This window comes from Lysinibacillus sphaericus OT4b.31 (assembly GCF_000392615.1).
GTDB classification, from domain to species: domain Bacteria; phylum Bacillota; class Bacilli; order Bacillales_A; family Planococcaceae; genus Lysinibacillus; species Lysinibacillus sphaericus_B.
The window spans coordinates 3,923,478-3,941,819 of the sequence record NZ_KB933398.1 but is presented as its reverse complement, the minus strand read 5'-3'; the positions used below and the strand labels follow the sequence as shown (position 1 = coordinate 3,941,819).

General features: G+C 40.8%; 33 protein-coding genes and 1 pseudogene. All 34 read left to right on the top strand.

Annotation, left to right across the window (positions count from 1 at the left end; translation table 11 throughout):
- The first annotated feature begins 235 nt into the window (after nt 1-235).
- The 34 genes and pseudogenes from rpsJ (at nt 236) to truA (ending at nt 18,294) form a co-directional block, all read left to right on the top strand.
- The gene (rpsJ, locus tag H131_RS18275) at nt 236-544 is read left to right on the top strand and encodes a 30S ribosomal protein S10 (protein WP_004233624.1); all 309 of its coding nucleotides are present in this window, start codon (nt 236-238) and stop codon (nt 542-544) included.
- Between the two features lie 47 nt (nt 545-591).
- A complete protein-coding gene (gene rplC / locus H131_RS18270; RefSeq protein ID WP_010860605.1) occupies nt 592-1,221 on the top strand; it encodes a 50S ribosomal protein L3 in 630 nt (209 codons plus the stop codon).
- A gap of 26 nt (nt 1,222-1,247) precedes the next feature.
- Entirely contained in the window at nt 1,248-1,871 is a 624-nt protein-coding gene (gene rplD, locus H131_RS18265; protein ID WP_010860604.1) for a 50S ribosomal protein L4, read from the top strand.
- A complete protein-coding gene (gene rplW, locus H131_RS18260; protein WP_010860603.1) occupies nt 1,871-2,155 on the top strand; it encodes a 50S ribosomal protein L23 in 285 nt (94 codons plus the stop codon). Before rplD ends, rplW begins: the two co-directional genes overlap by 1 nt.
- A 47-nt stretch (nt 2,156-2,202) precedes the next feature.
- Nucleotides 2,203-3,033, top strand: a complete 831-nt coding sequence (gene rplB, locus H131_RS18255; protein WP_010860602.1) for a 50S ribosomal protein L2 — start codon at nt 2,203-2,205, stop codon at nt 3,031-3,033.
- Between the two features lie 60 nt (nt 3,034-3,093).
- Nucleotides 3,094-3,372 carry a 30S ribosomal protein S19 gene (gene rpsS / locus H131_RS18250; RefSeq protein WP_010860601.1) on the top strand — a complete coding sequence of 93 codons (279 nt, stop codon included), beginning with the start codon at nt 3,094-3,096 and terminating at the stop codon, nt 3,370-3,372.
- A gap of 22 nt (nt 3,373-3,394) precedes the next feature.
- The gene (gene rplV, locus H131_RS18245) at nt 3,395-3,739 is read left to right on the top strand and encodes a 50S ribosomal protein L22 (protein WP_004233639.1); all 345 of its coding nucleotides are present in this window, start codon (nt 3,395-3,397) and stop codon (nt 3,737-3,739) included.
- A 3-nt stretch (nt 3,740-3,742) separates the two neighbouring features.
- Nucleotides 3,743-4,396 (top strand): 30S ribosomal protein S3, encoded by a 654-nt coding sequence (gene rpsC, locus H131_RS18240; RefSeq protein WP_010860600.1) that lies wholly within the window; start codon nt 3,743-3,745, stop codon nt 4,394-4,396.
- Between the two features lies 1 nt (nt 4,397).
- Entirely contained in the window at nt 4,398-4,832 is a 435-nt protein-coding gene (gene rplP / locus H131_RS18235) for a 50S ribosomal protein L16 (RefSeq protein ID WP_010860599.1), read from the top strand.
- Nucleotides 4,822-5,022: a 50S ribosomal protein L29 gene (gene rpmC, locus H131_RS18230; protein ID WP_010860598.1), complete on the top strand. Its 201-nt coding sequence runs from the start codon at nt 4,822-4,824 to the stop codon at nt 5,020-5,022. Before rplP ends, rpmC begins: the two co-directional genes overlap by 11 nt.
- 18 nt (nt 5,023-5,040) lie before the next feature.
- Nucleotides 5,041-5,304 (top strand): 30S ribosomal protein S17, encoded by a 264-nt coding sequence (rpsQ, locus tag H131_RS18225; protein WP_008181723.1) that lies wholly within the window; start codon nt 5,041-5,043, stop codon nt 5,302-5,304.
- A gap of 43 nt (nt 5,305-5,347) precedes the next feature.
- Nucleotides 5,348-5,716, top strand: a complete 369-nt coding sequence (gene rplN, locus H131_RS18220) for a 50S ribosomal protein L14 (protein ID WP_004233650.1) — start codon at nt 5,348-5,350, stop codon at nt 5,714-5,716.
- A gap of 35 nt (nt 5,717-5,751) precedes the next feature.
- On the top strand, nt 5,752-6,060 hold the full coding sequence (rplX, locus tag H131_RS18215) for a 50S ribosomal protein L24 (RefSeq protein WP_010860597.1): 309 nt from the start codon (nt 5,752-5,754) through the stop codon (nt 6,058-6,060).
- A 29-nt stretch (nt 6,061-6,089) separates the two neighbouring features.
- Nucleotides 6,090-6,629: a 50S ribosomal protein L5 gene (gene rplE, locus H131_RS18210; RefSeq protein WP_010860596.1), complete on the top strand. Its 540-nt coding sequence runs from the start codon at nt 6,090-6,092 to the stop codon at nt 6,627-6,629.
- Nucleotides 6,630-6,650: 21 nt separating this feature from the next.
- Nucleotides 6,651-6,836 carry a type Z 30S ribosomal protein S14 gene (locus H131_RS18205; protein WP_004233656.1) on the top strand — a complete coding sequence of 62 codons (186 nt, stop codon included), beginning with the start codon at nt 6,651-6,653 and terminating at the stop codon, nt 6,834-6,836.
- A gap of 29 nt (nt 6,837-6,865) precedes the next feature.
- Complete coding sequence (gene rpsH, locus H131_RS18200) at nt 6,866-7,264, top strand: 30S ribosomal protein S8 (RefSeq protein WP_008181717.1); 399 nt, start codon at nt 6,866-6,868, stop codon at nt 7,262-7,264.
- Between the two features lie 30 nt (nt 7,265-7,294).
- Nucleotides 7,295-7,834, top strand: coding sequence for a 50S ribosomal protein L6 (gene rplF, locus H131_RS18195; RefSeq protein WP_010860595.1), 540 nt, complete (start codon nt 7,295-7,297; stop codon nt 7,832-7,834).
- A 32-nt stretch (nt 7,835-7,866) separates the two neighbouring features.
- Nucleotides 7,867-8,226, top strand: coding sequence for a 50S ribosomal protein L18 (gene rplR / locus H131_RS18190; protein ID WP_010860594.1), 360 nt, complete (start codon nt 7,867-7,869; stop codon nt 8,224-8,226).
- Between the two features lie 21 nt (nt 8,227-8,247).
- Nucleotides 8,248-8,751 (top strand): 30S ribosomal protein S5, encoded by a 504-nt coding sequence (rpsE, locus tag H131_RS18185; protein ID WP_008181711.1) that lies wholly within the window; start codon nt 8,248-8,250, stop codon nt 8,749-8,751.
- A 13-nt stretch (nt 8,752-8,764) separates the two neighbouring features.
- A complete protein-coding gene (gene rpmD / locus H131_RS18180) occupies nt 8,765-8,947 on the top strand; it encodes a 50S ribosomal protein L30 (protein ID WP_010860593.1) in 183 nt (60 codons plus the stop codon).
- Between the two features lie 34 nt (nt 8,948-8,981).
- Nucleotides 8,982-9,422: a 50S ribosomal protein L15 gene (gene rplO, locus H131_RS18175; RefSeq protein ID WP_010860592.1), complete on the top strand. Its 441-nt coding sequence runs from the start codon at nt 8,982-8,984 to the stop codon at nt 9,420-9,422.
- A complete protein-coding gene (secY, locus tag H131_RS18170) occupies nt 9,422-10,717 on the top strand; it encodes a preprotein translocase subunit SecY (protein WP_010860591.1) in 1,296 nt (431 codons plus the stop codon). Before rplO ends, secY begins: the two co-directional genes overlap by 1 nt.
- A gap of 68 nt (nt 10,718-10,785) precedes the next feature.
- On the top strand, nt 10,786-11,439 hold the full coding sequence (locus H131_RS18165; RefSeq protein ID WP_010860590.1) for an adenylate kinase: 654 nt from the start codon (nt 10,786-10,788) through the stop codon (nt 11,437-11,439).
- Nucleotides 11,440-11,688: 249 nt separating this feature from the next.
- A pseudogene (locus H131_RS24640) lies at nt 11,689-11,766 on the top strand (type I methionyl aminopeptidase); the annotation flags it as partial.
- Between the two features lie 88 nt (nt 11,767-11,854).
- Nucleotides 11,855-12,073 carry a translation initiation factor IF-1 gene (gene infA, locus H131_RS18160; protein WP_004233690.1) on the top strand — a complete coding sequence of 73 codons (219 nt, stop codon included), beginning with the start codon at nt 11,855-11,857 and terminating at the stop codon, nt 12,071-12,073.
- A 37-nt stretch (nt 12,074-12,110) separates the two neighbouring features.
- Nucleotides 12,111-12,224, top strand: coding sequence for a 50S ribosomal protein L36 (gene rpmJ, locus H131_RS18155; protein WP_000868344.1), 114 nt, complete (start codon nt 12,111-12,113; stop codon nt 12,222-12,224).
- A 24-nt stretch (nt 12,225-12,248) separates the two neighbouring features.
- Nucleotides 12,249-12,614, top strand: coding sequence for a 30S ribosomal protein S13 (gene rpsM, locus H131_RS18150; protein ID WP_010860589.1), 366 nt, complete (start codon nt 12,249-12,251; stop codon nt 12,612-12,614).
- A gap of 25 nt (nt 12,615-12,639) precedes the next feature.
- Nucleotides 12,640-13,029, top strand: a complete 390-nt coding sequence (rpsK, locus tag H131_RS18145) for a 30S ribosomal protein S11 (protein WP_004233731.1) — start codon at nt 12,640-12,642, stop codon at nt 13,027-13,029.
- Nucleotides 13,030-13,168: 139 nt separating this feature from the next.
- Nucleotides 13,169-14,113, top strand: a complete 945-nt coding sequence (locus H131_RS18140) for a DNA-directed RNA polymerase subunit alpha (RefSeq protein WP_004233733.1) — start codon at nt 13,169-13,171, stop codon at nt 14,111-14,113.
- Nucleotides 14,114-14,168: 55 nt separating this feature from the next.
- Nucleotides 14,169-14,549, top strand: a complete 381-nt coding sequence (rplQ, locus tag H131_RS18135; RefSeq protein WP_010860588.1) for a 50S ribosomal protein L17 — start codon at nt 14,169-14,171, stop codon at nt 14,547-14,549.
- Between the two features lie 503 nt (nt 14,550-15,052).
- On the top strand, nt 15,053-15,898 hold the full coding sequence (locus tag H131_RS18130; protein ID WP_010860587.1) for an energy-coupling factor ABC transporter ATP-binding protein: 846 nt from the start codon (nt 15,053-15,055) through the stop codon (nt 15,896-15,898).
- Nucleotides 15,874-16,746, top strand: coding sequence for an energy-coupling factor ABC transporter ATP-binding protein (locus H131_RS18125; protein WP_010860586.1), 873 nt, complete (start codon nt 15,874-15,876; stop codon nt 16,744-16,746). Before H131_RS18130 ends, H131_RS18125 begins: the two co-directional genes overlap by 25 nt.
- Nucleotides 16,743-17,540 (top strand): energy-coupling factor transporter transmembrane component T family protein, encoded by a 798-nt coding sequence (locus H131_RS18120; protein WP_036130792.1) that lies wholly within the window; start codon nt 16,743-16,745, stop codon nt 17,538-17,540. The genes H131_RS18125 and H131_RS18120 overlap by 4 nt, the downstream gene beginning before the upstream one ends.
- Before the next feature lie 13 nt (nt 17,541-17,553).
- Complete coding sequence (gene truA, locus H131_RS18115) at nt 17,554-18,294, top strand: tRNA pseudouridine(38-40) synthase TruA (protein ID WP_010860584.1); 741 nt, start codon at nt 17,554-17,556, stop codon at nt 18,292-18,294.
- Nucleotides 18,295-18,342: the final 48 nt, after the last annotated feature.

The following is an 18,342-nucleotide window of genomic DNA, read 5'->3' as shown; positions in this document are numbered from 1 at the left end:
TAGTAAACGGCTTAAATAAGCGAGAAATAATAGTAGTTAAGAATATCTACAACATTTAAAAGAATTTAGCGAAAAGACTTGCTTATTCTTTTTTTATTGTATATAATGTTGAATGTTGGTCTTTGACTGCGATGAAACGAGAGGTTGCTGACACACCCGGCCGCTTTGCCATGGCGGTGTGTTGGAGAATTTTCGTGGAGAATGTCTAGAAAATAGGCGAGAAGGAGGGAAAATAATGGCAAAACAAAAGATTCGTATTCGTTTAAAAGCGTATGATCACCGTATTTTAGATCAATCTGCTGAGAAAATTGTGGAAACTGCAAAACGTTCAGGTGCAAGTGTATCAGGTCCGATTCCACTTCCAACTGAGAAGTCTGTGTACACAATTCTTCGTGCTGTTCACAAGTACAAAGATTCTCGTGAGCAATTCGAAATGCGTACGCATAAACGTCTGATCGATATCGTTAACCCAACACCACAAACTGTTGATGCGTTAATGAAACTTGATTTACCATCTGGCGTTGATATCGAAATCAAACTTTAATGGTAAAAACAATATAACATTTTTAAAACTTACAGGAGGTGTGACAAATGGCTAAAGGAATCTTAGGTAGAAAAATTGGTATGACTCAAGTTTTCGCTGAAAACGGCGATTTAATCCCGGTAACAGTTATCGAAGCTGCTCCAAACGTAGTTCTTCAAAAGAAAACTGTCGATACAGATGGCTACGAAGCAATCCAAGTTGGTTTCGAAGATAAGCGAGTTAAGCTTTCTAACAAACCAGAACAAGGTCACGTAGCAAAAGCGAATACTGCTCCTAAGCGCTTCATTCGTGAATTCCGCAACGTGAACGTTGAAGAATACGAAGTTGGTCAAGAAGTCAAAGTAGAAATTTTCGCAGAAGGCGATGTAATTGATGTAACAGGAGTTACTAAAGGTAAAGGTTTCCAAGGTGTTATCAAACGCCACGGACAATCTCGTGGTCCTATGGCCCACGGTTCTCGTTACCACCGTCGTCCTGGTTCAATGGGTCCAGTTGCTCCGAACCGCGTATTTAAACAAAAGAAATTACCTGGTCAAATGGGTGGCACTGTAGTTACAATCCAAAACTTAGAAATCGTGAAAGTTGATGCGGAACGTAACTTACTACTTGTTAAAGGTAATGTTCCTGGTTCTAAAAAAGCTCTAGTTACAGTTAAAACTGCAATTAAAGCTAACTAATCACTTCAAGAAAGGAGGAAACAGGAATGACAAAAGTATCTGTACTTAGTCAAACAGGTGCTTCAGTTGGTGAAATCGAGTTAAACGAAGCGATCTTCGGAATCGAGCCAAATGAAGCAGTATTATTCGACGCAGTAGTTGCACAACGCGCTTCTCTTCGTCAAGGTAATCATAAGGTAAAAAACCGTTCTGAAGTTGCTGGTGGTGGTCGTAAACCATGGCGCCAAAAAGGAACTGGTCGTGCTCGTCAAGGTTCTATCCGTTCTCCACAATGGCGCGGCGGTGGTATCGTATTCGGTCCAACTCCACGTAGCTACTCTTATAAATTACCTAAAAAAGTTCGTCGCTTAGCTCTTAAATCAGCTTTATCAGCTAAAGTTGTAGAACAAAACTTCTTAGTTCTTGATGCTCTTACACTAGCAGCACCAAAAACAAAAGAATTCACAAAAATCCTTAAAGATCTTTCTTTAGAGAAAAAATCTTTATTCGTAACTGCTGACCTAGATGAAAACGTAGCATTATCTGCTCGCAACATCCCTGGTGTAACAGTTTTAACTGCAAACGGAATCAACGTTCTTGATCTTTTAGGTCATGAAAAAGTTGTATTCACGAAAGCTGCAGTAGAAAAAGTTGAGGAGGTGCTTGGATAATGGAAGCACGTGATATTTTAAAACGTCCGGTCATTACTGAGCGTTCTTCAGAACTTATGGCAGAGAAAAAGTATACTTTCGAAGTAGACACTCGCGCTAACAAAACTCAAGTAAAAGACGCTGTAGAAGAGATCTTTGGTGTAGAAGTTGAGAAAGTAAACGTTCTTAACTACAAAGGTAAATTCAAGCGCGTTGGCCGTTACGGTGGTTACACTAACAAACGTCGTAAAGCGATTGTTAAATTAACTACGGACAGCAAAGACATCGAATTATTCGAAATGTAATCCTTTAGGGATATATGATTTGAACAATCAAGAAGGAGGGAAAACACATGGCGATTAAAAAGTATAAACCTACCTCTAATGGTCGTCGTAATATGACGTCATTAGACTTTGCGGAAATTACAACTAACAAGCCTGAGAAATCATTGCTTGAACCAACTAAACGCAAAGCTGGTCGTAACAACCAAGGTAAAATCACTGTTCGTCATCATGGTGGTGGTCATAAGAAGCAATACCGTGTCATCGATTTCAAACGTATTAAAGATGGCATTCCGGCAAAAGTTGCTACTATCGAATATGATCCAAACCGTTCTGCGAATATCGCATTAATCAACTACGCTGATGGAGCAAAAGCTTACATCTTAGCACCAAAAGGTCTAGAGGTTGGTCAAACAATCGAATCTGGTCCAGATGCTGATATTAAAGCAGGTAACGCATTACCATTAGCAAACATTCCAATGGGTACTACAATCCATAACATCGAGTTAAAACCTGGTAAAGGTGGCCAATTAGTACGTTCAGCTGGTACTTCAGCTCAAGTACTTGGTCGTGAAGATAAATACGTTATCGTACGTCTTCAATCAGGTGAAGTACGTTTAATTCTTGCTACTTGCCGCGCTACAATCGGTCAAGTTGGTAACGAACAACACGAACTTGTAAACATCGGTAAAGCTGGTCGTAGCCGTTGGTTAGGTAAACGCCCAACTGTTCGTGGTTCTGTAATGAACCCTAACGATCACCCACACGGTGGTGGTGAAGGACGTTCTCCAATCGGACGTAAATCACCAATGACTCCTTGGGGTAAACCAGCACTTGGTTACAAAACTCGCAAGAAGAAAAACAAATCGGATAAATTCATCATCCGTAGTCGTAAAAAATAAAGTGGTTAAACTACGGTTCTATGTGAGAGCCGTGGTGGAATCACAGAGGGAGGTTCCTACATGGGTCGCAGCTTGAAAAAAGGACCTTTTGTCGATGACCACTTAATGAAAAAAGTGGAAGCACAAGAGGCTTCTGAGAAAAAACAAGTTATCAAAACTTGGTCTCGCCGTTCTACAATTTTCCCGACTTTCATCGGTTTAACGATTGCTGTATATGATGGACGTAAACATGTTCCTGTATACGTAACAGAAGATATGGTAGGCCACAAACTTGGTGAATTCGCACCGACACGTACTTACAAAGGTCACGGTGCAGACGACAAGAAAACAAGACGCTAATTTTGAGAGGAGGTAAATCCTAATGACACAAGCTAAAGCTATCGCTCGCACAGTACGCATTGCTCCTCGTAAAGTACGTCTAGTTGTAGACTTAATCCGAGGTAAGCAAGTTGGTGAAGCAGTTGCGATTTTACGTCATACTCCAAAAGCGGCGTCTCCAGTCGTTGAGAAAGTATTAAAATCTGCAGTTGCAAATGCTGAGCACAACTACGATCTTGACATCAACTCTTTAGTAGTTTCTGAAGTATTCGTTGATGAAGGTCCAACATTAAAACGTTTCCGTCCACGTGCACAAGGACGTGCAAGCGCAATTAACAAACGCACAAGCCACATTACTCTAGTGGTATCTGAGAAGAAGGAGGGTTAATCCGTGGGTCAAAAAGTACATCCAATAGGACTGCGCGTTGGTATTATTCGTGACTGGGAGTCAAAATGGTACGCTGAAAAAGACTATGCAACTCTACTTCACGAAGACATCAAAGTGCGTAAATATATTGAAACGGCTCTTAAAGACGCTTCAGTTTCTAAAGTTGAAATCGAACGTGCTGCAAACCGTGTAAACATTACAATTCACACTGCAAAACCAGGTATGGTAATCGGTAAAGGTGGTACTGAAGTTGAAAATCTTCGTAAATACCTTGGCGATTTAACTGGTAAACGTGTACACATCAACATCATCGAAATCAAACGTGCTGATCTTGACGCTCGTCTAGTAGCTGAAAACATCGCTCGTCAATTAGAAAACCGTGTATCATTCCGTCGTGCGCAAAAGCAAGCGATCCAACGCACAATTCGTGCTGGTGCAAAAGGAATTAAAACACAAGTATCTGGTCGTTTAGGTGGCGCTGATATCGCGCGTGCTGAACACTATAGTGAAGGAACTGTTCCACTTCATACTCTACGTGCTGACATCGACTATGCACACGCAGAAGCTGACACTACTTACGGTAAATTAGGCGTTAAAGTATGGATCTACCGTGGTGAAGTTCTTCCTACGAAGAAATCTGTGGAAGGAGGCAAATAATATGTTATTGCCTAAACGCGTAAAATACCGTCGTGAACACCGCGGAAACATGCGTGGCGAAGCGAAAGGCGGTAAAGAAGTATCATTCGGCGAGTGGGGCCTACAAGCTCAAACAGCTAGCTGGATTACGAACCGTCAAATCGAATCTGCACGTATCGCGATGACTCGTTACATGAAACGTGGCGGTAAAGTTTGGATTAAAATCTTCCCGCACAAACCTTACACTAAAAAACCTCTAGAAGTCCGCATGGGTTCTGGTAAAGGTTCTCCTGAAGGTTGGGTAGCAGTAGTAAAACCAGGAAAAGTAATGTTCGAAATTGCTGGTGTATCTGAAGAGATCGCACGTGAAGCACTTCGTTTAGCATCACATAAGCTTCCTGTTAAATGTAAGATCGTAAAACGTCAAGAAACTGGTGGTGAATCTAATGAAAGCTAATGAAATCCGTGACCTTGCCACTTCTGAAATTGAATTAAAAGTGAAATCACTGAAAGAAGAGCTTTTCAACCTTCGCTTCCAATTGGCGACTGGTCAATTAGAAAACACAGCTCGTATTCGCGAAGTGCGTAAAGCAATCGCGCGTATGAAAACTGTTATTCGTGAAAGAGAAATCAGTGAAAATAACTGATAAAGGAGGTTTTCAAGTATGACTGAGCGTAATCAACGCAAAGTTTACACGGGCCGCGTCGTTTCAGATAAAATGGACAAAACTGTTACTGTTTTAGTTGAAACACACAAAAAGCACAAGCTTTACGGTAAACGTGTAAAATACTCTAAAAAGTTTAAGGCTCATGATGAGCAAAACCAAGCGAAAATCGGTGATATCGTACGTATCATGGAAACTCGCCCGCTATCAGCTACTAAACGATTCCGTCTAGTTGAAGTTGTAGAAAAAGCGGTTATTATTTAATAACTATTTCGGAACAACCAATTTCCGAAGGGAGGTAACCTAAGTGATCCAACAAGAAAGTCGTATGAAAGTTGCTGACAACTCAGGTGCACGTGAAGTTCTTACAATTAAAGTGCTTGGTGGCTCTGGCCGTAAAACTGCTAACATCGGTGATATCGTTGTTTGTACAGTTAAGAAAGCAACACCAGGTGGCGTTGTCAAGAAGGGTGACGTTGTTAAAGCTGTTATCGTTCGTACTAAATCAGGCGTTCGTCGTAAAGACGGTACGTACATCAAATTTGATGAAAATGCTTGTGTAATTATTCGTGATGATAAATCACCACGCGGAACTCGTATTTTCGGACCTGTTGCACGTGAATTACGTGACAGCAACTTCATGAAAATCGTTTCTCTAGCTCCAGAAGTTCTTTAATTTCATGATAGTGCCAATCAAGGAGGTGCGACAGCATGCATGTAAAAAAAGGTGACAAGGTTAAGGTTATCACTGGTAAAGACAAAGGCAAAGAAGGAGTAATCCTAACTGCTTTCCCTAAACAAGATCGCGTTCTTGTTGAAGGTGTAAATATCGTGAAAAAACATGTTAAACCTAACCAATTGAATCCACAAGGTGGGATTGTAAGCCAAGAGGCTGCAATTCACGTTTCGAACGTAATGCTAATCGATCCTAAATCTGGCGAGCCGACTCGTGTAGGTTATAAAATCGAAAACGGTAAAAAAGTTCGTGTTGCAAAAAAATCAGGTGCAGTACTTGACTAATTAGTAAATAAAAGAAGGGAGGTACACACATGAGCCGCCTAAAAGAAAAATATTTAAATGAAGTTTCACCTGCTCTTATGAGCAAGTTTGGATATAAATCAGTTATGCAATTGCCGAAAGTTGACAAAATCGTTATCAACATGGGTGTTGGTGACGCTGTTCAAAACTCAAAAGCATTAGATGCAGCTGTAGAAGAATTAACAATTATCACTGGTCAAAAACCAGTAGTAACTAAAGCGAAAAAATCGATCGCAGGTTTCCGTTTACGTGAAGGTATGCCAATCGGTGCTAAAGTTACATTACGCGGTGAGCGTATGTATGAATTCTTGGATAAATTAATCGCAATTTCACTTCCTCGTGTACGTGACTTCCGTGGTGTTTCTAAAAAAGCATTCGATGGTCGCGGTAACTACACTTTAGGTGTTAAAGAGCAACTAATTTTCCCAGAAATCGATTACGATAAAGTTTCAAAAGTACGCGGTATGGACATCGTGATCGTAACGACAGCGAACTCTGACGAAGAAGCTCGCGAGTTATTGACACAATTCGGTATGCCGTTCCAAAAGTAATTAAACAAGGAGGGCGAAAACGTGGCTAAAAAATCTATGATCGTTAAACAACAACGTAAGCAAAAGTTTAAAGTGCAAGAGTATACACGTTGTGAACGCTGTGGCCGTCCACACTCTGTATATCGCAAATTCAAACTTTGCCGTATTTGTTTCCGAGAACTTGCATATAAGGGACAAATTCCTGGCGTGAAAAAAGCCAGCTGGTAATCCCCTAATTTGGGAAGGAGGTAAATGTAATGACAATGACTGATCCGATTGCAGACATGCTGACTCGCATTCGTAATGCGAACATGGTTCGTCACGAGAAGTTAGAAGTACCGGCTTCCAACGTGAAAAAAGAAATCGCTGAAATTTTAAAGCGTGAAGGTTTCGTACGTGACGTAGAATACGTGGAAGACAACAAGCAAGGAATTATCCGTATCTTCTTAAAATACGGTAAAGATAACGAACGCGTTATCACTGGCTTAAAACGTATTTCTAAACCAGGTCTACGTGTATATGCTAAAACAAATGAAGTTCCTAAAGTACTGAACGGTCTTGGTATCGCTTTAGTGTCAACTTCACAAGGTTTATTAACAGATAAAGAAGCTCGCGCTAAACAAGTTGGCGGCGAAGTTCTAGCATACGTTTGGTAATTAGCTATAAATGAATGGAGGTGCAACTAAATGTCTCGTGTAGGTAAAAAAATTATCGAGGTACCAGCTAACGTAACTGTTACTGTTGCAGCTGACAACACTGTTACTGTTAAAGGTCCTAAAGGCGAACTTGTTCGTTCTTTCCACCAAGATATGAAAATTGAGCAAGAAGGTAATGCGATCTCTGTATCTCGTCCTTCTGACTCAAAAGAACACCGCACAAACCACGGTACAACTCGTGCGCTTTTAGCGAACATGGTTACTGGTGTTTCTGCAGGTTTCGAAAAATCATTAGAACTAATCGGTGTAGGTTACCGTGCGCAATTACAAGGAAAAAAACTTGTTCTTAACGTAGGTTACTCTCACCCAGTTGAGTTCACACCTGAAGATGGTTTAGAAGTAGAAGTTCCTACTAATACTAAAATCATCGTTAAAGGTATTAGCAAAGAACGCGTTGGCGCTCTTGCATCTAACATCCGTGACGTTCGTCCACCAGAGCCTTACAAAGGTAAAGGTATCCGTTACGAAGGCGAATACGTTCGTCGTAAAGAAGGTAAAACAGGTAAATAATGCTGCGTAAGCATTAGAAAGGAGTGACCCTTGTGATTACGAAACAGGATAAAAATCAAGTTCGTAAAAAACGTCATGCGCGAGTTCGTTCTAAAATTTCGGGTACTGCTGAGCGTCCACGCTTAAACGTATTCCGTTCTAACAAGAACATCTACGCTCAACTTATCGATGACGTAGCAGGCGTAACTATTGTTAGCGCATCTTCTCAAGAGAATGGTTTTGAAGGTGTTGGTAGCAACGTAGAAGCTGCATCAAAAATCGGTGAAACAATCGCGAAACGCGCTGCGGAAAAAAATATTACTGCTATAGTTTTTGACCGTGGTGGTTACTTATATCATGGACGTGTGAAAGCTTTAGCTGAAGCTGCACGTGAGAACGGTTTAGAATTTTAATAAGAAGGAGGGACACATTTCATGAGTCGAATTGACGCAAACAAACTTGGAGAACTTGAAGAACGCGTAGTTACTATTAACCGTGTTGCAAAAGTTGTTAAAGGTGGACGTCGCTTCCGCTTCACAGCACTAGTTGTTGTTGGCGATAGAAACGGTCATGTAGGTTTTGGTACTGGTAAAGCTCAAGAGGTTCCAGATGCTATCCGTAAAGCTGTTGAAGATGCGAAGAAAAACTTAGTAGAAGTGCCACGTGTTGGTGGAACAACTCCACACTTAGTGCTTGGTCGCTTCGGTGCGGGAGAAATCCTAATCAAACCTGCTGCTCCTGGTACAGGGGTTATCGCTGGTGGTCCAGTACGTGCTGTACTAGAACTAGCTGGTATTACTGATATTCTTTCAAAATCACTTGGATCAAATACACCAATCAATATGGTTCGTGCAACTGTTCAAGGTTTAACTGAATTAAAACGCGTAGAGGACGTAGCAAAATTACGTGGTAAATCAGTGGAAGAAATATTAGGATAAGGGGGGAATAATAATGGCTAACAAATTAGAAATTACCCTTACAAAATCTGTGATTGGTTCTAAACCAGCACAACGCAAAACTATTGAAGCTTTAGGTTTACGTAAATTAAACCAAACTGTAGAGAAAGCTGATAATGCAGCAACTCGCGGTATGCTTGATGTAGTAGCTCACTTAGTTACTGTAAAAGAAAACTAATTTTTAATTAACGAACAAGGAGGTGCCATCCAATATGAAACTTCATGAGTTAAAACCAGCAGAAGGTTCCCGTAAAGTACGTAACCGCGTAGGTCGCGGTATCGGTTCTGGTAACGGTAAAACTGCAGGTAGAGGTCATAAAGGTCAAAACTCTCGTTCTGGCGGCGGTGTACGCCCAGGATTCGAAGGTGGTCAAAACCCTTTATTCCGTCGTTTACCGAAACGCGGCTTTACTAACATTAACCGTAAAGAGTACGCGATCGTTAATCTTGACACATTAAACCGTTTCGAAGATGGTGCAGAAGTAACAACTGCATTATTACTTGAAACAGGTTTAGTGAGCAATGAAAAAGCTGGAATTAAAGTTCTTGGAAACGGAACTCTTAACAAAAAGCTTACAGTAAAAGCTCATAAATTCTCAGCTTCGGCTAAAGAAGCAATTGAAAATGCCGGCGGAACTACTGAGGTGATTTAATGTTTCAGACAATCTCTAACTTTATGCGTGTTCGAGATATAAGAAATAAAATCATTTTCACACTTTTAATGTTAATCGTTTTTCGTATTGGGACATTTGTTCCAGTACCGAACGTTGACGCTAATGTATTAAAGGCAACTGATGAGTTTAACCTCGTTGGTTTCCTCAATACTTTTGGCGGTGGTGCACTGAGTAACTTCTCTATCTTTGCGATGGGGATTATGCCATACATCACAGCCTCAATCATTGTTCAGTTATTGCAAATGGACGTAGTACCGAAATTTGCTGAGTGGGCAAAGCAAGGTGAAGTCGGAAGACGTAAACTTGCACAATTTACTCGTTACTTTACTATTATTCTAGCTTTTATCCAATCATTCGCGATGTCATTTGGTTTCAATAAAATGTATGGTGGGTCTTTGATTAAAGAAGAAGGAATTTTAACATATGTTACAATTTCAATTGTATTAACAGCGGGTACAGCATTCCTTGTATGGCTTGCTGAACAAATTACTGCTCATGGTGTTGGTAATGGTATTTCCGTAGTTATCTTCGCAGGTATCGTTGCAGCATTACCTACAGCAGCAAACCAAATTTACGCACAACAAATCGAGGATGCAGGTGATGAACTGTTTATTAACATCATTGTCCTTGCATTACTTGCTTTAATCTTACTTGCTATTGTAGTTGGTGTTATCTATGTGCAACAAGCACTACGTAAAATTCCAATTCAATATGCTAAACGAGTTACTGGACGTAATCAACAAACAGGTGGACAACAAACGCACTTACCGTTAAAAGTAAATGCTGCAGGGGTTATTCCGGTAATCTTCTCAGTAGCGTTCCTTGTGACACCTCGAACGTTAGCTACGTTCTTTGGTCAGAATAATGTAACGACATTCATTGAAAACACGTTCAATTATGAAAAACCTGTTGGGATGCTTATTTACATTGCGCTGATCGTCGCGTTCACATATTTCTATGCGTTCGTACAAGTGAACCCAGAAAATGTGGCAGACAACTTGAAAAAACAGGGTGCTTACATTCCAGGTATTCGTCCGGGTGAAAACACTCAAACGTATTTAACAAGCGTGTTATATCGACTGACATTTGTCGGAGCGATTTTCTTAACTGTTATTGCTGTAATGCCGATTATATTCATTAACTTAATGAATCTACCTGCTTCAGTGCAAATCGGTGGTACTAGTATAATTATCGTAGTCGGCGTAGCGCTAGAAACGATGAAACAGCTAGAGTCACAACTTGTTAAACGTCACTACAAAGGCTTTATGAAATAATGTTGGTTTTTAGGGAACGCTTGATCGTTTCCTGAAATCAGCAAACTTTGTGGGAGGAATATTTCCGTATGAATATCATTTTAATGGGTCTGCCAGGTGCTGGTAAAGGTACACAGGCAGATAAAATTGTTGAGAAGTACGCGATTCCTCATATTTCTACAGGCGATATGTTCCGTGCTGCTATTAAAGACGGTACAGAACTAGGCTTACAGGCCAAATCGTTTATGGATCAAGGTGCTTTAGTACCTGATGAAGTGACGATTGGTATTGTTCGTGAGCGACTTGCAAAACCTGATTGTGAAGAGGGATTCTTATTAGACGGTTTCCCGCGTACTGTTCCTCAAGCTGAAGCTTTAGATGGCATTCTTGCTGATCTTGGCAAAGCGATCGAGCATACGTTAAACATTCAAGTTGAAAAAGATGAGCTAATTGCTCGTTTAACAGGTCGTCGTATTTGTAAAACTTGCGGAACTTCTTATCACCTAATTTTCAATCCTCCAGCTGAGGAAGGAAAATGTGATAAAGATGGTGGCGAGCTTTATACACGTGCGGATGATAATCCTGAAACGGTTACAAACCGTCTGGAAGTAAATATGAATCAAGCACAACCTTTACTTGACTTCTATGAAGCAAAAGGTGTGTTAACAAATATAGATGGACAGCAAGATATTAATAAAGTGTTTGCTGATCTTGATGCTCTATTACAGAGCAGCCGCAGCTGATACCCGGCTCCGGGCGCAGAGTACTGCTTCCGCGGGAGGCATGCGGAAGCAACAACGAAACATAATTTTTTTGAGAGTTGCAAAAGCATATTGTGCCCGGTATATATTTCTTGTAAAAAGTGCAACATTACTTTTGAGAGAGTATAATGGGTTTCGTGGAAGCATCTGTGTAACGGGTATGAATATCTCATCCAAGACATTCCGGTATTCGTGTAAACATGGAAGATTCAGTGCCCTTACTGGTTCTGTCTATTCCGTGGATTGTGTGAAGCGAAACCAGACGAGCGTCTTTCAAACATCTCTCATACAATCCAAACATATGTTGAAACGAGGTTGCTTCTATAGTTGCAGCAGATATATCCGTTTGATGTAACGATGAGAACTTTAATTTGCATATAGAGAGGAGACAGAGTAGATGGCGAAAGATGATGTAATTGAAGTCGAAGGGACAGTTGTTGAGACTTTGCCAAACGCGATGTTTAAGGTAGAATTAGAAAATGGACATGTGATTTTAGCACACGTATCTGGTAAGATTCGTATGCACTTTATCCGCATTCTACCTGGAGATAAGGTTACTATTGAGTTATCTCCTTATGATTTAACTCGCGGTCGTATCACATACCGTTTTAAATAATCTTTTGCGCTCCGGACTACTAAGGAGGTTAGGTTAGATGAAAGTGAGACCATCTGTGAAACCGATCTGCGAAAAATGTAAAGTAATTCGCCGACGCGGTAAAGTAATGGTAATCTGTGAAAATCCTAAACACAAACAAAAACAAGGTTGATTATAAAGGAGGTGCACAACGTACATGGCACGTATTTCTGGTGTTGACATTCCTCGCGACAAACGCGTGGTAATTTCATTAACTTACATTTACGGTATTGGTAAAACTTCAGCTCAGAAAGTATTAGCTGATGCTGGTATCTCTCAAGATACACGCGTACGCGACTTAACTGAAGATGAGTTAAACAAAATCCGTGAACAATTAGACTCTTACAAACTTGAAGGTGACTTACGTCGCGAAACTTCATTAAATATCAAACGCTTGATGGAAATCGGTTGTAACCGTGGTATCCGTCACCGTCGTGGTTTACCTGTTCGTGGTCAAAATACGAAGAACAATGCGCGTACGCGTAAAGGTCCTCGTAAAACAGTTGCGAACAAGAAAAAATAATCGGTAAAGGAGGTTCCTTCTTAACATGGCTCGTAAACAACAAACTCGTAAACGTCGTGTGAAAAAGAATATCGAATCTGGTATTGCACACATTCGTTCTACATTTAACAATACAATTGTAACGATTACAGATATGCAAGGTAACGCTGTATCTTGGTCAAGTGCTGGTGCTCTTGGTTTCCGTGGTTCACGTAAATCTACACCATTCGCTGCTCAAATGGCTGCAGAAACTGCTGCTAAAACATCCCTTGAACATGGTCTGAAAACGTTGGAAGTAACTGTTAAAGGTCCTGGTGCTGGTCGTGAAGCTGCAATCCGTGCACTTCAAGCTGCTGGTTTAGAAGTAACTGCTATTAAAGACGTTACTCCAGTTCCTCACAATGGTTGCCGTCCGCCAAAACGTCGTCGCGTGTAATGGGTGCGTCTCATATTGTATGAGAACATCATTTTTTGTACAGACTGTCTTGTGCAGATAAATAACGATACGTCAATGACGATCGAATCTATGATGGAAAGAACCTATACATTCGATGTTTTGAGGGAGGGTAAATGAAATGATCGAAATTGAAAAACCAAAGATTGAAACGGTGGAGATCAGCGAAGATTCCAAATATGGAAAGTTTGTTGTAGAACCGCTTGAACGCGGATATGGAAACACTTTGGGTAATTCTTTACGTCGTATCCTTCTGTCTTCATTACCAGGGGCTGCTGTCACTTCAATTCAAATTGATGGCGTTCTTCACGAGTTCTCAACTGTGGAAGGCGTAGTAGAAGATGTGGCTTCAATTATTTTGAACGTAAAAAAACTTGCTCTTAAAATCTACTCTGACGAAGAAAAAGTTATTGAGATTGATGTAAAGGGCGATGGTACAGTTACGGCTGCTGACATTACACATGACAGTGACGTAGAAATTTTAAACCCAGATCTATATATTGCAACAATCGCTAAAAACGGTCATTTACGTATGCGTATGTACGCTCAACGCGGCCGTGGTTACACTCCTGCTGATCAAAACAAACGTGAGGATCTTCCTATCGGCGTGATCCCGATCGACTCTATTTACACTCCAGTATCACGCGTCAATTTCCAAGTGGAAAATACTCGTGTAGGTCAGTCTTCTGACTACGATAAACTTTCTCTTGATGTGTGGACAGATGGTAGCATCGGTCCGAAAGAGGCGATTTCGCTCGGAGCAAAAATTTTAACCGAGCATCTAAACATCTTCGTTGGCATGACAGATGAGGCACAAACTGCTGAAATCATGGTCGAAAAAGAAGAAGATCAAAAAGAAAAAGTTTTAGAGATGACTATCGAAGAACTTGATCTTTCTGTTCGTTCTTATAACTGCTTAAAACGCGCTGGTATTAATACAGTACTAGAACTAGCGAATAAGTCAGAAGACGATATGATGAAAGTCCGTAACCTTGGACGTAAGTCACTAGAAGAAGTAAAAGCGAAGTTAGAAGAGCTTGGTTTAGGGTTACGCAAAGAAGACTAAGCGATTTAAACAAACTAACAAGATCAGATATTTTCTATAAAGGAGGGAAACATCCATGGGTTACAGAAAACTTGGTCGTACAAGTTCTCAACGTAAAGCGATGTTACGTGACTTAGCTACTGATTTAATCATCAACGAGCGTATCGAAACTACTGAAGCTCGCGCTAAAGAAGTACGTAAAGCTGTTGAAAAAATGATTACTTTAGGTAAACGCGGAGATTTACATGCACGCCGTCAAGCTGCTGCATTCATCCGTCGTGAACTAGTAACAACTACTGACGAAGAAGGCAACGAAACAACTTCATTTGCGCTACAAAAGCTATTTGATGATGTTGCACCACGTTATGCAGAACGTCAAGGTGGTTACACTCGTATTCTTAAAGTAGGTCCTCGTCGTGGTGACGGTGCACCTGTTGTTGTGATTGAATTAGTTTAATCATAAGAGAAAACAAGTGGTGAAGAGGGTGGACCACCACCCTCTTTCTTTATAAGATTTATACGACAAATAATTAAGCTGAGCGTTATGATGAGCGGGCACTTTTGTGTGGCGTCTCGTTTAGCTCTCCGCACCTCATTCAAAAAGATCAAGGGCTTGAGCACCCGTGTTTCTTGTAAATGTAACGACTAGCGCATTTCTATGAATGAGGTGCGCGCTTTTTTATTATTTTAGGGAAGTATCAGACAGCGCCAATTGATGGTGCTTTTTTTTATCTTCATTCATCTTTTTTCAGTAGGTGTATAAATGCCGACTGTACGAAGAAAAGGCCTCCAGCGGATGTCACAGATATTGATGGGTGTTGATTGTGCAAGTGCAATATAAAATTTGGAGGCGAATACGCTTGCCGAATTTGATATCGACATAGTGATTGTGGTGGAATTAATACATAAAACAGTGTAAGTTAGTTAGTAGAGCTGAGCATGTAGAGAGGAGTACTAGAGATGCCTGAAATCTTATCGTTAAATAATGTAACGTTTTCATATACACCGGATGATACAGAAAGTCGCAATGCTGTAGAAAATGTGAGCTTTGCTGTGCAGGAAGGGGAATGGATTGCCATTGTCGGTCATAATGGCTCTGGTAAATCAACAATTGCAAAATTAATGAATGGCTTATTATTCCCGCAACAAGGGGATGTTCGTATATTACGTCAAATACTAAGTGAAGAAAATTTATGGGAAAGCCGTTCTCAAATGGGTATGGTGTTTCAAAATCCTGATAATCAGTTTGTAGGTGCTACGGTACAGGATGACGTTGCCTTTGCGCTTGAAAATAACGGTGTGCCGTTTGAAGAGATGGTAAAACGTGTGCATGCAGCCCTTGAGCAAGTAAAGATGGGTAGTTTTTTAGATCATGAACCACATCATTTATCGGGTGGGCAAAAACAACGTGTGGCTATTGCGGGAGCATTAGCTTTAAAACCAAAATTACTTATCTTAGACGAAGCTACATCCATGTTAGATCCTCAAGGACGTGCTGAGGTATTACAAACCGTTCAAACACTGCGCGCTGAAACAGGTTTAACGGTGTTATCAATTACACATGATTTAGAAGAAGCTATGCTTGCAGACCGGGTCCTTTTTATGAATGATGGTAAGAAATTTGCAGAGGGGACACCCGTGGAAATTTTTACGCTTGGGGACAAGCTAGTTGAGTTAGGACTCGACTTACCGTTTGCCATGAAGTTATCAAAGTTATTGCAAAAGGAAGGTGTTCCTTTAATGGGACAACATATGACAGAAGAAGAGTTGGTGAATGACTTATGGACATCAAACTTCAACAAGTAAGCTATGCCTATGCACAAGGTACACCTTTTGAAAAACGGGCTTTGTTTGATGTGAATTTTGACATTCCATCACATACGTATCAAGCGATTATCGGACATACTGGTTCTGGTAAATCAACAATTCTTCAGCATTTTAATGCGCTTTTAAAGCCAACTTCCGGTGAAGTACATATTGGGGACCGGGTTGTTGTAGCTGGAAAAAAAGCGAAAGCTTTAAAAGCTGTGCGACAAAAGGTTGGCATTGTTTTTCAATTTCCGGAGCATCAGCTTTTTGAAGAAACTGTGTTAAAGGATATTATGTTTGGCCCAATGAATTTCGGTGTTTCGGAGAAAGAGGCTGAAATTCGTGCAAGAGAGCTTGTACGTTTAGTGGGTCTGCCGGAAAACGTCCTTGAAAAGTCACCTTTTGATTTATCAGGTGGACAAATGCGTCGTGTAGCAATTGCTGGTGTACTGGCAATGGAACCGGATGTCATTGTTTTAGACGAACCAACGGCTGGACTAGATCCACGTGGGCAAAAAGAGATTATGGATATGTTCTATGCATTGCATCAGGAACGGAGCTTAACGACAATATTAGTTACGCACAGTATGGAAGATGCAGCCCGTTATGCAGACGATATTGTCATTATGCATGAGGGGAAAAATGTGTTGAGTGGCACACCTCGTGAAATTTTTAAAGATGTGCAAACATTGAAAGAGTTCCGTCTAGAACCACCCCGTATTGTGCGCTTCCAACATAAAATTGAAAAGTTAATGGATTCATCACTATCAAAGGTATGTTTAACAGAAGAAGAGCTTGCGCATGAAATTGCTCGCGTGCTAGAAAAGGAGCGTGCGGAGTCATGATGGAAAAAATGATTTTCGGGCGCTTCCTGCCAGGAAATTCCCCTGTACATAAGCTAGATCCACGATCAAAGCTTATATTCGTATTCGCATTTATCATTATTGTATTTTTAGCAAATAATACGATAACGTATGCAATGTTACTTGCGTTTACTTTACTTATTGTTTTAGTGTCACGTATTCGCTTGTATTTTTTAATAAACGGCTTAAAGCCCGTACTTTTTTTAATGGCTTTTACGTTCTTACTTCATATCTTTATGACGAGGGAAGGCGATTTGTTATTTCATTGGAAGTTTATCAATGTTTATGAAGAAGGGGTTCGACAAGGGGTATATATATCAGTACGTTTCCTTGTTTTAGTATTTATGACATCGATTTTAACGTTAACAACGTCACCGATTTCAATTACGGACGGCATTGAAGTGCTACTAAATCCATTAAAAAAAGTGAAAGTACCTGTACATGAGCTAGCCCTTATGATGTCGATCTCCTTACGCTTTATTCCAACGTTAATGGATGAGACCGATAAAATTATGAAGGCGCAAATGGCCCGTGGCTCGGATTTATCGTCTGGACCTATAAAAGATCGTATTAAGGCCGTTGTGCCATTACTGGTGCCACTCTTTGTAAGTGCGTTTAAACGTGCGGAGGATTTGGCGACTGCAATGGAAGTACGTGGCTATCGTGGAGGCGAAGGTCGCACCCGCTATCGCAAGCTGAAGTGGGATATGGGCGATACATTTGCTCTGGTATTACTAGTAGCAATGGCTGTTTTACTATTCTTCTATAGAAGCTAAAAGGAGTAACTTTATGCGACGATTAAAAGCAATAATTAGTTATGATGGAACGCAATTCTCGGGCTACCAAGTGCAGCCTGGAGAGCGTACGGTACAGGCAGAGCTTGAAGGTGTACTAGCCATCATGCATAAAGGGGAACAGGTGAAGGTAATTGCAAGTGGACGCACGGATGCAAGAGTGCATGCAACTGGGCAAACACTGCATTTTGATACGCCGCTCACTATCCCAGTAGAAAAATATATGAAAGCACTCAATGTTCAGTTACCGAGGGATATTCGGGTAGTAGCAATGGAAGAAGTGCCTGCTGATTTTCATGCACGTTACAGTGTGACCGGAAAACGCTATCGATATATCTGGTCATGTGAGTCTATACAAAGCCCATTCCGCAGACATTACACCGTAGAGACAAATGGCCAGAAGCCAGATGTAGCAGCCATGCAGGAAGCAGCTAAGGCGATAATTGGCACGCATGATTTTTCATGCTTCTGTGCGGCCAATACAAGTGTGCAAGATAAGGTGCGAACAGTAACTACACTTCAATTTGAATGGTATGGCAAAGAGCTACATATGATCATTGAAGGTAGTGGCTTCCTGTACAATATGGTGCGCATCATCGCAGGTACTTTATGGGAAGTAGGGACCAGCCGTCGCGACATCGGTAATGTGAAAAAGGTCGTCGCATCAATGAATCGCGATAAAGCTGGTAAAACTGCACCACCACAAGGTTTATACCTTGAAAAAGTATTTTATTAGCTGAGCATCTAAATGGCTAGTATTTAGATGTATAGCGATGAATGATAA

What these genes read in the sequence shown, in the direction of transcription:
- rplB (WP_010860602.1), top strand. Translation starts at nt 2,203, where the DNA reads ATGGCGATTAAAAAGTATAAACCTACCTCTAATGGTCGTCGTAATATG.
- rpsQ (WP_008181723.1), top strand. Translation starts at nt 5,041, where the DNA reads ATGACTGAGCGTAATCAACGCAAAGTTTACACGGGCCGCGTCGTTTCA.
- rpsE (WP_008181711.1), top strand. Translation starts at nt 8,248, where the DNA reads ATGAGTCGAATTGACGCAAACAAACTTGGAGAACTTGAAGAACGCGTA.
- rplE (WP_010860596.1), top strand. Translation starts at nt 6,090, where the DNA reads ATGAGCCGCCTAAAAGAAAAATATTTAAATGAAGTTTCACCTGCTCTT.
- H131_RS18130 (WP_010860587.1), top strand. Translation starts at nt 15,053, where the DNA reads ATGCCTGAAATCTTATCGTTAAATAATGTAACGTTTTCATATACACCG.
- rpsJ (WP_004233624.1), top strand. Translation starts at nt 236, where the DNA reads ATGGCAAAACAAAAGATTCGTATTCGTTTAAAAGCGTATGATCACCGT.
- H131_RS18165 (WP_010860590.1), top strand. Translation starts at nt 10,786, where the DNA reads ATGAATATCATTTTAATGGGTCTGCCAGGTGCTGGTAAAGGTACACAG.
- H131_RS18120 (WP_036130792.1), top strand. Translation starts at nt 16,743, where the DNA reads ATGATGGAAAAAATGATTTTCGGGCGCTTCCTGCCAGGAAATTCCCCT.
- rplQ (WP_010860588.1), top strand. Translation starts at nt 14,169, where the DNA reads ATGGGTTACAGAAAACTTGGTCGTACAAGTTCTCAACGTAAAGCGATG.
- rplC (WP_010860605.1), top strand. Translation starts at nt 592, where the DNA reads ATGGCTAAAGGAATCTTAGGTAGAAAAATTGGTATGACTCAAGTTTTC.
- rplP (WP_010860599.1), top strand. Translation starts at nt 4,398, where the DNA reads ATGTTATTGCCTAAACGCGTAAAATACCGTCGTGAACACCGCGGAAAC.
- rpmC (WP_010860598.1), top strand. Translation starts at nt 4,822, where the DNA reads ATGAAAGCTAATGAAATCCGTGACCTTGCCACTTCTGAAATTGAATTA.
- H131_RS18125 (WP_010860586.1), top strand. Translation starts at nt 15,874, where the DNA reads ATGGACATCAAACTTCAACAAGTAAGCTATGCCTATGCACAAGGTACA.
- rplO (WP_010860592.1), top strand. Translation starts at nt 8,982, where the DNA reads ATGAAACTTCATGAGTTAAAACCAGCAGAAGGTTCCCGTAAAGTACGT.
- rpmJ (WP_000868344.1), top strand. Translation starts at nt 12,111, where the DNA reads ATGAAAGTGAGACCATCTGTGAAACCGATCTGCGAAAAATGTAAAGTA.
- infA (WP_004233690.1), top strand. Translation starts at nt 11,855, where the DNA reads ATGGCGAAAGATGATGTAATTGAAGTCGAAGGGACAGTTGTTGAGACT.
- rpsS (WP_010860601.1), top strand. Translation starts at nt 3,094, where the DNA reads ATGGGTCGCAGCTTGAAAAAAGGACCTTTTGTCGATGACCACTTAATG.
- rplW (WP_010860603.1), top strand. Translation starts at nt 1,871, where the DNA reads ATGGAAGCACGTGATATTTTAAAACGTCCGGTCATTACTGAGCGTTCT.
- secY (WP_010860591.1), top strand. Translation starts at nt 9,422, where the DNA reads ATGTTTCAGACAATCTCTAACTTTATGCGTGTTCGAGATATAAGAAAT.
- H131_RS18140 (WP_004233733.1), top strand. Translation starts at nt 13,169, where the DNA reads ATGATCGAAATTGAAAAACCAAAGATTGAAACGGTGGAGATCAGCGAA.
- rpsH (WP_008181717.1), top strand. Translation starts at nt 6,866, where the DNA reads ATGACAATGACTGATCCGATTGCAGACATGCTGACTCGCATTCGTAAT.
- rplD (WP_010860604.1), top strand. Translation starts at nt 1,248, where the DNA reads ATGACAAAAGTATCTGTACTTAGTCAAACAGGTGCTTCAGTTGGTGAA.
- rpmD (WP_010860593.1), top strand. Translation starts at nt 8,765, where the DNA reads ATGGCTAACAAATTAGAAATTACCCTTACAAAATCTGTGATTGGTTCT.
- rpsM (WP_010860589.1), top strand. Translation starts at nt 12,249, where the DNA reads ATGGCACGTATTTCTGGTGTTGACATTCCTCGCGACAAACGCGTGGTA.
- truA (WP_010860584.1), top strand. Translation starts at nt 17,554, where the DNA reads ATGCGACGATTAAAAGCAATAATTAGTTATGATGGAACGCAATTCTCG.
- rpsK (WP_004233731.1), top strand. Translation starts at nt 12,640, where the DNA reads ATGGCTCGTAAACAACAAACTCGTAAACGTCGTGTGAAAAAGAATATC.
- rplV (WP_004233639.1), top strand. Translation starts at nt 3,395, where the DNA reads ATGACACAAGCTAAAGCTATCGCTCGCACAGTACGCATTGCTCCTCGT.
- rplX (WP_010860597.1), top strand. Translation starts at nt 5,752, where the DNA reads ATGCATGTAAAAAAAGGTGACAAGGTTAAGGTTATCACTGGTAAAGAC.
- rplF (WP_010860595.1), top strand. Translation starts at nt 7,295, where the DNA reads ATGTCTCGTGTAGGTAAAAAAATTATCGAGGTACCAGCTAACGTAACT.